11 protein-coding genes are annotated in these 12,022 nt (G+C 53.8%); 4 read left to right on the top strand and 7 right to left on the bottom strand.

What is annotated here, in order from left to right; translation table 11 throughout:
- Window positions 1–212: 212 nt before the first annotated feature.
- Entirely contained in the window at window positions 213–923 is a 711-nt protein-coding gene (locus tag M0651_RS22040) for a cupin domain-containing protein (protein WP_248553835.1), read from the bottom strand.
- A 233-nt stretch (window positions 924–1,156) separates the two neighbouring features.
- On the opposite strand from M0651_RS22040, the gene M0651_RS22035 reads away from it, so the two are divergent.
- Window positions 1,157–2,479: an APC family permease gene (locus M0651_RS22035; RefSeq protein WP_248553834.1), complete on the top strand. Its 1,323-nt coding sequence runs from the start codon at window positions 1,157–1,159 to the stop codon at window positions 2,477–2,479.
- Between the two features lie 44 nt (window positions 2,480–2,523).
- Here M0651_RS22035 and M0651_RS22030 read toward each other — a convergent pair whose 3' ends face one another.
- The 4 genes from M0651_RS22030 to M0651_RS22015 form a co-directional block, all read right to left on the bottom strand.
- Window positions 2,524–3,024, bottom strand: a complete 501-nt coding sequence (locus tag M0651_RS22030) for a GNAT family N-acetyltransferase (protein WP_248553833.1) — start codon at window positions 3,022–3,024, stop codon at window positions 2,524–2,526.
- A 73-nt stretch (window positions 3,025–3,097) separates the two neighbouring features.
- Window positions 3,098–3,772 (bottom strand): PDDEXK family nuclease, encoded by a 675-nt coding sequence (locus M0651_RS22025; protein WP_248553839.1) that lies wholly within the window; start codon window positions 3,770–3,772, stop codon window positions 3,098–3,100.
- Window positions 3,773–3,949: 177 nt separating this feature from the next.
- On the bottom strand, window positions 3,950–4,786 hold the full coding sequence (locus M0651_RS22020) for an oxidoreductase (RefSeq protein WP_248553832.1): 837 nt from the start codon (window positions 4,784–4,786) through the stop codon (window positions 3,950–3,952).
- A 4-nt stretch (window positions 4,787–4,790) separates the two neighbouring features.
- Window positions 4,791–5,996, bottom strand: a complete 1,206-nt coding sequence (locus M0651_RS22015) for an MFS transporter (RefSeq protein WP_248553831.1) — start codon at window positions 5,994–5,996, stop codon at window positions 4,791–4,793.
- Between the two features lie 162 nt (window positions 5,997–6,158).
- Here M0651_RS22015 and M0651_RS22010 point away from each other — a divergent pair, with 162 nt between their 5' ends.
- Window positions 6,159–6,830 carry a TetR/AcrR family transcriptional regulator gene (locus M0651_RS22010; protein WP_248553830.1) on the top strand — a complete coding sequence of 224 codons (672 nt, stop codon included), beginning with the start codon at window positions 6,159–6,161 and terminating at the stop codon, window positions 6,828–6,830.
- A gap of 30 nt (window positions 6,831–6,860) precedes the next feature.
- On the opposite strand, the gene shc is transcribed toward M0651_RS22010, so the two are convergent.
- Window positions 6,861–8,795: a squalene--hopene cyclase gene (gene shc / locus M0651_RS22005; RefSeq protein ID WP_248553829.1), complete on the bottom strand. Its 1,935-nt coding sequence runs from the start codon at window positions 8,793–8,795 to the stop codon at window positions 6,861–6,863.
- 170 nt (window positions 8,796–8,965) lie between these two features.
- On the opposite strand from shc, the gene M0651_RS22000 reads away from it, so the two are divergent.
- The gene (locus M0651_RS22000; RefSeq protein WP_248553828.1) at window positions 8,966–10,132 is read left to right on the top strand and encodes an alanyl-tRNA editing protein; all 1,167 of its coding nucleotides are present in this window, start codon (window positions 8,966–8,968) and stop codon (window positions 10,130–10,132) included.
- 214 nt (window positions 10,133–10,346) lie between these two features.
- Here M0651_RS22000 and M0651_RS21995 read toward each other — a convergent pair whose 3' ends face one another.
- Complete coding sequence (locus M0651_RS21995) at window positions 10,347–11,189, bottom strand: oxidoreductase (protein WP_248553827.1); 843 nt, start codon at window positions 11,187–11,189, stop codon at window positions 10,347–10,349.
- Between the two features lie 229 nt (window positions 11,190–11,418).
- On the opposite strand from M0651_RS21995, the gene M0651_RS21990 reads away from it, so the two are divergent.
- Window positions 11,419–11,976, top strand: coding sequence for a TetR/AcrR family transcriptional regulator (locus M0651_RS21990; protein WP_248553826.1), 558 nt, complete (start codon window positions 11,419–11,421; stop codon window positions 11,974–11,976).
- The last annotated feature ends 46 nt before the right edge of the window (window positions 11,977–12,022 follow it).

Raw genomic sequence — 12,022 nt, 5'->3', positions numbered from 1 at the left:
ATTATCCAAAGTAAGCCTTGAGGTCGGGTGGCTTTCCCTTGCCCACAATCTACTGAAAGTTGGGCAACTAAGCCAAAAAACAAAAAAAATCGACCAGGTATGAACTCACCTGGTCAATTTTTTTCAATCAAAGGCACTTCTCAATCCCTTAGTAGGTAAATTAACTACCTTTTGGGACAGCCTCTTTTGATTCTTCGCGCCGTTATCTGAACTTATGGTCCATCGTGGTATAAATGGGCCCAACCGTTTCCGATGACCTGAGGGCGGCGGGGGTTGCCGTCGCTCTGCTGGTAGGCCCGCAGCCCGTATCCCTGGTTATAGGGCGGATGGCTGGAATGCGGGGAATAAGCCTGCTGCGGATTAGGGTAAGGGGCTTGTTGGTTTTCCTGATGACAGCCCCGCGGCGGACCAATGATCACCGTTTGATTGAGCGGAGCGAACGCTTCCCGAACCTTGTCGACATCCAGGCAATAGGTATGCGCGAACGCTTCGGGCGGAGTCAATCGGAGCATATCGGATGCGGGGATGATCTCCGGAATCGGCTGATCAAAAATTGCCAGGAAACGCGTTCCGTCCATGGTCGCGGTATCGTAGTGCCACCACCCCTGCGGTACGCTTGTCGCCTGGCCGGGGCGGTTCGGATAATGCCGCAGCTCTTTGGTGAACGGGTTGATGATGGAGACGACGACTTCCCCCGACAGGCAGTACACAAGCTCGGAGGCGTTTTGGTGAATATGCATTTCGATGACATTGCCTTTGTCCAGGTAAGTATCCAGAAACGACATATTCCCGAGCGTATTTAACTGATGGATGGACAATTCGTTAATGAAGTTGCGTTGATCCTTCATTACCGTCGTGTTCCGATTGACGTCGAACGAGAACTGTGCGTTGGGTGACGCGAAATCCATGTAAGAAACCGCCATGGTTATTTCCCTGCCTTTCCTACGTATAGGCGCTATCACTTCTACTGGATATCTATGTTCGACTTCGAGTTTATATGTACGGGAAAAAGCGGGGGATTGCAAACCGATTTGTTCTTTTTTTCACAAAAAATCGATTGCTTAAGAAAAGCCGGTACAGTATAATGATGCGGTAATTTGCGGACCAGCTTCCCAGTTACGAAAATAAGACAACCAGAAGGAATTGAGAACGACTTATGAAATCAATCGAGCAAGGACAGCAAGAACACCGGCCCATCCGAAAAACGGTGAATTTCGTCGAAGCCCTCGCCATTGTAGTCGGCGTCATTATCGGATCGGGGATCTTCCTGAAACCAGGGATCGTGCTAAACCATGCCGGTTCTCCCTGGATGAGTCTGCTGGCATGGGTGACGGGGGGCATCATCACGTTGGCTTCGGCATTGTCTGTGGCGGAAATCGCCTCCGCGATTCCCAAATCCGGCGGTTTGTATACGTATCTTGGCGAGCTATACGGTAATACGGTGGGCTTTTTGCTGGGATGGGTGCAAACGGTGATTTCCTATCCTGCGTCCGTGGCGGCTTTAGCCATCGCGTTCGCTTCGTATTCCGGGTATTTTATCCCGATGGACGGGTTCGAGCAAAAGCTGCTCGCCGTAGCGATCCTTGCTTTTATCTTGGCGATGAACGTTGTTTCCACCAAATACGGCGGCGTCATTCAAACGCTGGCTACGGTCGGCAAATTGATCCCGATCGTCGGCATCATCGGCTTTGGCCTGTTCACCGGCTCGGCACCTGGATTCTCGGGAATCCATGGGGCAGCCACCGGCGCGGGCTTCGGCGTAGCGGTGCTGGGGACGCTGTGGGCGTATGACGGCTGGATCGGCGTGACCAACATGGCCGGCGAAATCAAAAATCCGGCAAAAACGCTGCCTAAAGTAATCTCCATCGGCGTGATTTTCGTCATCTGCGTGTATGTTTTGGTCAACCTGGCGATATTTCAAATCTTGCCTTATGATGCGATCGTCAGCTCCAAAGCTCCCGGCGCGGATGCGGCCGAAGCGCTGTTCGGCGGCGGCGGAGGAATGTTCATCACCGCGGGGATTATCGTCTCCGTGCTTGGCGCGCTGAACGGTTACCTGATGACGGCGGCGCGGGTTCCGCAGGCCATGGGCGAGAAAGGAGAAATTCCTTTTTCCGCACTATTCCGCAAAATCCATCCGAAGTTTCAGACGCCGGCCAATGCGCTGATTTTCCAAGGGACGTTGGCGGTCATTTATATCTTCTCGGGGACGTTTGATACGTTAACCGACTTGTTGATTTTCGTGTTGTGGATCTTTTTCACCATGGGCGTGTTTGGCGTGTTTCTGCTGCGAAGAAACGCAACCTCTCCAAAAGGGCAGTATCGCGTGCCGCTGTTCCCTTTGACGCCGCTGGTCGGTATCGTAGGCGGGGTATACATTCTGGGAAGCACCATCATCAGCAGCCCGCTCCAATCCTTGATCGGGATCGGGATCACGCTGATCGGACTGCCGATCTACTACTATATGCAGCGAAAATAGGCCGTTAGCCGGCCGGGAATAGGGCTTATCGATCGGGCGTCGGCTTAATGGCCGGCGCCCGTAAAATATTGATAGAAATGGACGTCCCACCATTTCCCGAATTTGCGCCCCACTTCCTTGAAACAACCGATGTGCTCAAAGCCAATCTTCTCGTGCAGCTTGCGGCTGGTTTCGTTGCCGCTAACCACGCAACTGATGACGGTGTGGAACCCCAGCGCTTCGGCACGGCGCAAAATTTCGGCGGTCAGAGCGGATCCGATGCCTTGGCCGCGGAATTTGGCCGCGAGGTACACCGACAGCTCGGCCGAATGGGCATAAGCCGGTTTCGCCCGGAACGGGCTCAGGCTGCAATAGCCGGCCACTTCCCCTTGCACCGTCGCCACGATCAGCGGAAACCGCCCGCCGTGGTTGTTGAACCAGACCCTCCGTTGTTTTAGCGTCTGCTCTTCCAAGTCAAACGTGGCCGCGGAGTTCAGCACCGACTCGTTATAAATGGCCAGCAGGTCCGGCAAATCCCCCGCTACCGCTTCTCTGATTTTGATCACATTTTTCTCCTCCCCCGGTTAACATCGAACCCTATCGGTTGCAAGGACATTCCTTTATCTCGTCCCGAGACCATCATATCACCGGCATCAGTTGAGTAACAATTACCTTTATACAGGTCAGGTCTGCGAGTATGGAGGCAGTCGTCGTGCTGATGAACATGATGTTATTTGAGTCATACTTAACGTAACGCTTTCCCTCAAAGCCGAAGGCAGGTTTTAGGAAACCCTTGCCGCACATGGATTGCAGCGTACGAACGGCGGTCCGATGATTAAGGGACAGGTGTGTCTCCACGTCCACTGGACGCAGCGGCCGGGCCAGTATGCAAGCAAGCCGTAAGATCTCCCGTTCTTGGATCGAGAGGGCGTCCGCTGGGGAATTCGCCGGCAAATACCGATTGAGCACCATGCGCAGCAAGGTGATGCATAACTCCGGCCGGTTCGCGACGGCATCGTAGGCGAAACAAATCACCTGAAACCCCATCGCGGTCAGAAAGGTTTCCCGATTCAGCTCGTTGCAGTATTTTTGCCTGTCCTTGTCCCTGACGTGCGGACCAAACCCTTTGATCTCGATGACCAGCTTCACGGGTCCATGCAAACGATCGAAATTTCCTTGCACCTCCCACCAAACCTTCTGGCAGAATAACTTCTCCGCCTCCCGGTGCCCGCGCTCCAGTCGCCCTCTGCGCTCTCCCGTCCTCGACTGTAGATGCCCCTGTAGAAATGCGGCATGGGCTTGTTCAAACGCCATCACTGAAACCTTGGACCATCCCTCCCGAAAAATAAGAAAACGCGAGGTACGTCAACCCTTACGTCAGCCTAGCCGAAATCGCCAAAGGCAAAGCGCTCCCATAAAAAAACGAAAACGCCCCGCTGCTCCGCAAGACTACAGGAGCGGCGAGACGTTTTTTTGTTAGGCGGGGGCGCTTCAGTTGATCGGATAATCGGCCGACCGGCTGAGTTCCGCCCAAGATTCGGCTTCCTCGGCGCGTTCCCTGGACGCTTTGGCGGCCGTATCGACCGCGTCGGAGCCGAGCAGCAGTCGCAGCGGCGGTTCCTCCAGCCGGGCGAGGTCGGCGATGATTTTCGCCCCCCTCACCGGGTCCCCTGGCTGATGGCCTTCAAATGAATCGCGGAATCGGTTCATCTTGCCGACGGTTTCTTCGTAATCGGCGCCGACCGCCAGCTTGCGCATGGAGGCGCCGTTCCAGTCCGTCCGGAACGCGCCCGGCTCAACGATGATCACCTTGATGCCAAGCGGTTTAACCTCGTTGTTCAGCACCTCCGAGAAGCCTTCCACGGCGTACTTCGCCGTTTGATATCCGCCCATGCCGGGCGTTCCTCCGACGCGGCCGCCGATGGAAGAAAACTGGATGATATGGCCCGACCGTTGCTTGCGCAGAACCGGCAGTGCCGCTTTCGTCACGTTCACGACGCCGAACAGGTTGGCTTCGATTTGTGCGCGGAACATCTCGTCGCTCATCTCCTCGATCGGCGCGCTGTCGGCGTAGCCGGCGTTATTGACGACGACGTCGAGCGTGCCGAATTCGTCCAAGGCGAATTGAACGGCTGCGCGTGCCGCTGCGGCGTCCGTAACGTCCAGCGCAAACGTGCGGATGCGTTCCCCGTAGCTTTGGGCGAGATCGTCCAGTTGCTCCGGACGGCGGGCGGTAGCAACCACCCGGTCTCCGTTTTTTAACGCCGCTTTGACAAGTTCTCTCCCAAATCCTCGGGAGCTTCCGGTAATCAACCATACTTTTGACATCATTTTAACTTCCTTTCACTTCGTTATTTTGTGGGTATAATTTCTTTCCAGTCTTGCTTCTCACCTTTAGCGCCAGGGCTACCAAGAAGGACAAGCCAGCAGCAGCAGAAAGAAATAAATAGGTTTCGCGATAGGTCGATAGGTGCAGCAACGATTGCACACCATTAACGAACAGCGGAGCAAGGAATTGGAACAGGTAAAGGCTGGCCAGCAACAAGGAGAAGGCGGTAGTGATCCGTTCCTTCGGCACCGATTCGGCCGTTTTATTCAATGACACCGGAAAGAGAAGCCCTTGAGCAAACCCGATCATCAGAATGGAGAGTGCAGCAACCACGAGATTCGTCGCCATACTTTCCAAGAGGAAGCCTGCAGCGTATAAGGCCAAAGCCAGTGGGACAACCGCATTTGGCATTCTTTGGGTCAATCCGGTGACGGAAAGCCCGGCGGCAAACACGCTCAAGAGGGATAATGCCATCAATAAGCCTACTGTAGACGTACCTCCCAGATGGGTTTCCGCCAGATATAACGATAATGTAGTAGGCAGCACATAGTACAGCATGACGTGCAGCCCGCTTCCTAACACCAGTCCGAAGAAGGAACGAGGGAGAGGGGCCGCAATGCCTGAACCGGCGGCAGGTTCAGATGGTTTTTGCAACGGTAGCGTTTTGTTCTTAGGGATCAGGAAGATGACCATGAGCAGAATCACAAGGGCGTAGGCGTAACATAAGAAGACACTACGCCACCCATAAGCTGCGATAAATCCGCCAACCGACAGGAAGATTGCTCCGCCGATCCCATTAACGGCCGTGACCAGCCCATTCATGTGCGAACGCTCGGTACCTTGGGTGTTCTCGGCGATCACGGCGTTGTAAGTCGGAGCCACAAAGCCGATGCCTAGGCCCAGGATCGCCCTGAAGACGAGGATCCAGGTGATGGAATTCACGAAGGCCGGGCCGATCCCTCCGATCAGATAAATGACCAGGCCCAGAATCAGGATGCTTTTCTTAGAAATCCTTTTGGATAAATACCCGGTCAGGAATAAGGTTGGCAATATAAACAGGGACGATAAAGTAACTACCCATTGCAGCAGTAAGCCGCTCACATGTGGAAAATCCGCTTGCAGCAGTTTTACTGCAGGTGCAGCGAGCATGTTGCCAAACGTAACAATGACGGCACAGAACAACACGCCGATCTTAAAACTTCGAGTCATGGTTTCTCCTTCTTTCTGTAATTTGACTACGAGAGAAGGATATCACGATTTCGATACAAAGTAAACAAAAAATATATAAAATGTCTATAATGTATAATGAGTATGACCGCAAGGTGTGATTTGTGTATAATAGATGGTATTGTAAGGAGGTCGAAGTACGGGATGGAACGATTAACCGATCAGTCGCCCAATAAATCGAAAAGCAAGATGCTGAAGAAATTGGCGGGCGTCACTAAAAAAGAAGGTTTTCAGTCACTGAGAATGGACGATATCGCTAAAGCCATGGACGTCAGCCGGGCGACGATGTACAAATATTTCTCTTCGAAGGACGAAGTAGTGGAGGCCTTAGTCGGGACCTATGAGGACTACATTGATGGTCTGGTACTGGAAACGACACAAGGGGAGGAATCCTCATTCGGGACCCGATTCCAGCGGCTATTCGAGCAATCGATCATGCTGATTGAATCGGTGACGGATGTGTTTCTACGCGATCTTCAGTTAGCTTATCCAGAATTGTTTGGGCATATTAAAGAAGCGATGCATCGACGGGAACGGAAAATGGTCGAGTTCTACCAGGATGGGATGAAGCGAGGCGTGTTTAACCAAGTTAACGTCAAGTTCCTGCTGCTCCAAGACGATGTCATGCTGCGGGAAATTCTGACGGCGAAATATATCATGTTCAATGAAACAACGTTGGAGCAGGTGTTGCGGGACTATTACGATTTCAAGAAGGTTCAGTTATTTAAAGCAGAGAAGCTGGCGCTAGTCAATGATACGGAACTTGAGCCGATTATGGAGCATATCTTGCAGAAATATAAACAGAACGTTGTATGATCGTAAATCAAACAGGGGACGGGAACGCCGTTAAGGCGCACCGTCCCCATATTTATTCACATAATGCGCGAGCGCCAGAAGCGGCCAGATGTAGCGGTAGCTGTGATAATGGGTGTAAAAATAACCCGGCAACCCGGCCCCGGTCGGATAGGTGCTGGGCCAGCCCTTCTCGTGCAGCAGATCGAGCAAACGGGCGACGCCCCGCTCGATCTCGGGCGTGGGCTGAGCATGCACCGCAATCAGCGCATCCAGCGCCCAGGCCGTTTGCGAAGAGGTGCTGGCGCGAAGCGGCACGTACCGCCTCACTTGATCGCTGCGGCAGGATTCTCCCCAGCCGCCGTCCGCGTTTTGGATGCTGCCCAGCCAGTCGGCGCCTTTGACGATGGCCGGGTGATCCGCCGGCATACCCACCGCCATGAACCCCGTCAACGCCGCCCAGGTGCCGTAAATGTAGCAGATTCCCCAGCGTCCGTACCAGGACCCATCCTCCTGCTGGTGGCTAAGCAGCCAGTCAGCCCCGCGTGCGACCCAATCATGCCGTACGCCCAGCTTGGCGAAATTGCCTAAGTACTCTAGCGTTCGGCCGGTCAGGTCCGCTTCGGACGGATCGGTGGCGGCGGATTTAGCTCCTTCGATCGCCAACCAGGTGAGCATCTCCTTGTTGGTGTTTTTTTCAAAGGCGGGCCAACCGCCGTTGTTATTCTGCATCGACCAGACCCAATTGAGTCCGCGGTTCCACGCATCAAGGGTTGCGGGATCGTCGGCGTGCATGGGATAAAGAGCCCGCAGGGCGGCCGTGGTGTCATCAACATCGGGGACGAACGTATTGGTTTCCGAGAACCCCCAACCACCCGGTAGGATGCCCGGGTTATGAATCTGCCAATCCCCGGGCCGCTGGTGCTGTCGGTCCCGCAGATAGGCGGCGGCACGTCGAACAGCCGAATGGGAAGAGGGAACTCCTGCTTCCTGCAGGGCATAAGAGATTAGTGCGGTATCCCAGACGGTGGAAGGGGAGTTCTGGATCGTGACATAGTCAAAGCCGCTTTCGCCAAAGCCGCTGCCGTCTACCGTAAACTTCATGTTGGATAAGCCTTCAACGGCGTGCTGGATTACGGGATGCTGTGGTTCATAACCTAACGCGAGCAAAGCAAATACCATTAGCACCGTGCAGCTGGCGTAGGTGTACAGAGTCCCGTCGCTTTCGATCCGCTCAAGTAAATAGTGCTCTGCTTTGTTGACCGCCGCTTGCCGGATTCGACGCGGCGTGCCAATCAAATGGCCCAGCGCGGATTGGATCTGTTCGAGAGGTTCCCGGCTCTCTCGGGATGGAATGAGACGATCATCGTCTACACTCTGGGACTCGACGAACAGCTCGCTTAAGTCGGGCGTCCGCGTCGATCTGGCGCGAAAGTTCCGCTCCGCCAGGATCAGCAGCGGAACGAGATGAACTCGCGAATACCCGGAGAAATCGTAGAGGTTCAGCGGAAACGACTCGGGCAACAATAGGATTTCAATCGGGATTAGCGATAAGGACGACGGCCATGCCCGCTGTCCGGTGGCCGCCAGGATCGCTTTGGTCAGCAGACTGCTCGCCTGACTGATGCCGCCCCGTTCCAGAATGTACCGCTTCGCCCGTTGCAGCGGTTCGTCTTCTGGCCGGCTGTACCCGGAGAATAATAGGGCGTAATACGCCTCCACCGTTGCGGACAGATGGCCTTCTCCGTCATCGTGATACCATCGCCAGCAGCCTTCCGGTTGCTGGGCAGCCAAAATCCGGTCGTGCAGCTGTCGAATCAACTCCTCCCGGTCTTGGTTTAACGTACGAAGCAGGATAATGATGCACGCATCGAGCGTGATGCCGTTCTCGAAGCAGAACCGCCAGGTGCCATCCGGTTCCTGCCGCTGAATGAGTTCCTCGGAGAATCGGCGAATCTCCCGCTGGATGTCGGTAAGGTTTACGGCCATCCTTGCTCCCTCCTTGTTCTCGTCATCCCATTATATGAGGGGAGGAAGAGGGCCATGTGCGGCACCTCAGCAGCGAAGGGTGCGAAGCACACCTGAGTTCCGGTATAGTAGAGGGAGGAAATGGATTTCTACTGAAATCAAGGAACGATGCAAAGAGAGGAAAGTTAGATATGACGACAAGGCTATATTATGAGGATGCTTATTTGACCCACTGGACGACACGCGTCATGAACAGGTTGGAGCGGGAGGACGGCCGATATGTCATTTTGGATAAGAGTGCCTTCTATCCGCATGGCGGGGGTCAGCCGAACGATACGGGGCGAATTAACGGCATCCCCGTACTGGACGTAATCAGCGAAGGAGAAGAGGTGCTGCATAAGGTGGAGCGATTCCCGGAGGCCAACAAGGTCGCTTGCGAACTCGATTGGAACCGCCGATTCGATCATATGCAGCAGCATAGCGGGCAGCATTTGCTCTCCGCCGTATGCCTGAAGCACGGGGCAATGACACTCAGCTTCCATCTTGGCGAGGACTACTGCACGATTGACGTAGATCTGACGGAGATATCGACAGAACAGCTTACCGCCATTGAGCACGAGGCGAACCAGCATATCTATATGAACCATAAGATCTCCGGCTATTTCGTCACCGAGGAGGAAGCGTCACGGCTGCCGCTGGTGAAGTCGCCGAAGGCGGTCGAACGCATTCGCATCGTCGAGATGGAGGGCGTGGAGTATAACGGTTGCGGGGGGACGCATGTTGGGGCAACCGGTGCAATCGGGATGATAAAGCTGTTGAAGACTGAGAAGCAGAAAGGAAATGTGCGGATTCTCTTCAAATGCGGGTACCGGGCACTGAGAGAATTTCAGGCGCAGCAACAGGTGCTTGCCTCGGTGACCTCCAGGTTGAAGACGAGCCGGGAAGGCATTTTGGAGCGTCTGGACAAATGGGAGGTTGAGCAGAAACAGCTTCAATCTGAAATGGACGCACTAAAAGAAGCCATGGACGAAATTACGGTAGGCCAGCTGCTGGCCGAGCAGGAGGGCGGACGGATCGCCAGCATTTTTGCGGACAAGCCGTTAAAGGAGCTGCAGAATCTGGCGCAGAAGCTCACCGCGCAATGTGACGCAGCAGTGCTGCTGGCGACCGAATCTGAGCACAAGATGGTGCTGGCTCAGAACGGCAGCCATTCGGTGTCCTGCGGCGTTTTCTTCAAGGAGCATCTTGCTGCTTACGGCGGAAAAGGCGGCGGCAACGACAAGCTGGCGCAGGCCGCCTTCGGTTCCTGGCATGAGGCGCTGAGCTTTTATGAATTCGCCAAACAGGCGTTGTCCTAGGGGTGTCGGAGGTGCGCAAGCTTAGTCCGCGTGGGGATTCTTGGAGGTTGAGATAGAGGCGCGATGAAGGGAAGGAAGTAGGAAAACAAGAGATCATAGCCTCAAATCCGCTTGGTGCGGACTGGCGTTTTTTACAGACAAACGAGGGGCAGGAACCGAGAGAGTTCGGGTCCTGCCCCTTGTGATGGTTCGTCCGGCGGTTCTTGAGTATTGGTTACTGTTCCTCAATCTCATCGAAATCAGCTGAAACACTTAATTCGGCCCAACGTTCCGTTTCCGCCAGACGCTGCCGGTCGGCCTCACGAGCCACTTGCACCGCATCGCTGCCGAGCAGTAAACGGAGCGGCGGGTTCTTCTCTGCTACAATTGCGATGATCGCCTGAGCGGCTTTGTTTGGATCCCCCTTCTGCTTCCCAGAACTTTGACGAACGCGCTCCAGCATAAGACCTACCGTATCACGGTATTCCTCCCGGGGTTCGATATGACTCATTGACGCTCCAGCCCAATCGGTGCGAAAACCGCCCGGTTCGATGATCGTCACTTTAATACCCAAGGGGGCGACTTCTTTCGCCAGAACCTCGGAGAAACCCTCAACAGCCCATTTGGCTGCCTGGTATGGGCCCAGCCCGGGCGAGCCGATGCGCCCTCCGACTGACGAGAACTGAAGGATATGTCCTGAACCTTGCTCTCGGAGGAATGGGAGCGCAGCTTTCGTCACGTGTACCACTCCCCAGAAGTTTGTTTCAAATTGAGAGCGGAAATCTTCCGGGGAAGTTTCCTCGATCGATGCTAGATTTCCGTACCCTGCATTGTTTACCAATACGTCAAGCCGACCAAACGATTGGATCGCTGCTTCGATAGCGGCCTTCACCTGCTCTTGGTCTGTAACATCAAGGGCGACAGTACGAACCTGGTCTCCGTAACACTCGGTCAGCGCTGCCAGCTGTTCCGGTTTACGTGCTGTAGCAATTAAGCGATCGCCGGTTGCCAATACCGCCTCGGCCAAGCTGCGTCCAAAACCTCGTGAACTCCCGGTAATTAGCCATACTTTTGACATGATGATTTCTCCCCTTTTTGGCGTGTGGAATGAATGTTCCAACGGGGTTCATCATAACTCTTGTAGAGGACATGGTCAAGGGAATTTGGAATAAATATTCTAGTAATGCAGGAAAATATGGTCTTTATCCATGCTAAAAGCGAAATTCTACTCATAAGTGGAATATTAATTCCGATTAATTGACGAAATCGAATGTCCACGATAAAGTGAACTACATGAGGTGCTTAAGATGAGCAAACGTGAAGATATCTTAAAGGCAACACTGGATTTGATCGATGAGGAAGGCCTGCAGTCCGTAACCTTTGCGAAAATTTTCAAACGGGCGAAGGTAGGTTCCGGAACACTGTTTAACTATTTCTCAAGTAAGGAAGAATTGGTGAACGAGGTATACCGGCAAGCTCGCCTCCACCTGGCGGAACACTTACTGGTCGGTTACGATTCACAGGCCAGCTTATATGAAAGATACAAGTGTATTCAACTGAATCGGATACGGTTTGCGGTTGATTGTTCGAAGGAGTTTTTGTTTATCGACAGTTATTCGTATTCACCTTATATTACCCCCGAGTTGCGTCATATGGATGACAATAGTACACGGGAGGCGTTGAGCATCATCATGGAAGGCCAGAAGCAGGGATTGCTGAAGGAGATGGATCCGCAGTTTTGTTACCAACTCCTACACGGCATGATCGCTTCGGTGATCAAGGGTTACTTGGTTGGGAAATATCCACTTGATGAAATCCACGTTCAACAAACAATCGAAGCCTGCTGGAAAGCAGTGAGAATATAAGCAGTACATTGCGCAATCACATAGGGGCTGCCCACTGGGAGACAGG

It is taken from the genome of Paenibacillus mellifer (assembly GCF_023195895.1).
GTDB lineage: Bacteria > Bacillota > Bacilli > Paenibacillales > Paenibacillaceae > Fontibacillus > Fontibacillus mellifer.
Note: the sequence above shows the minus strand (reverse complement) of the source record. Positions and strands in the feature narration are given on the sequence as shown.

Coding starts and splice junctions, on each gene's coding strand:
- M0651_RS22015 (WP_248553831.1), bottom strand. CDS start 5,996: ATGACTCGAAGTTTTAAGATCGGCGTGTTGTTCTGTGCCGTCATTGTT.
- M0651_RS22040 (WP_248553835.1), bottom strand. CDS start 923: ATGGCGGTTTCTTACATGGATTTCGCGTCACCCAACGCACAGTTCTCG.
- M0651_RS22000 (WP_248553828.1), top strand. CDS start 8,966: ATGACGACAAGGCTATATTATGAGGATGCTTATTTGACCCACTGGACG.
- M0651_RS21990 (WP_248553826.1), top strand. CDS start 11,419: ATGAGCAAACGTGAAGATATCTTAAAGGCAACACTGGATTTGATCGAT.
- M0651_RS22025 (WP_248553839.1), bottom strand. CDS start 3,772: ATGGCGTTTGAACAAGCCCATGCCGCATTTCTACAGGGGCATCTACAG.
- M0651_RS22035 (WP_248553834.1), top strand. CDS start 1,157: ATGAAATCAATCGAGCAAGGACAGCAAGAACACCGGCCCATCCGAAAA.
- M0651_RS22010 (WP_248553830.1), top strand. CDS start 6,159: ATGGAACGATTAACCGATCAGTCGCCCAATAAATCGAAAAGCAAGATG.
- M0651_RS22020 (WP_248553832.1), bottom strand. CDS start 4,786: ATGTCAAAAGTATGGTTGATTACCGGAAGCTCCCGAGGATTTGGGAGA.
- M0651_RS21995 (WP_248553827.1), bottom strand. CDS start 11,189: ATGTCAAAAGTATGGCTAATTACCGGGAGTTCACGAGGTTTTGGACGC.
- shc (WP_248553829.1), bottom strand. CDS start 8,795: ATGGCCGTAAACCTTACCGACATCCAGCGGGAGATTCGCCGATTCTCC.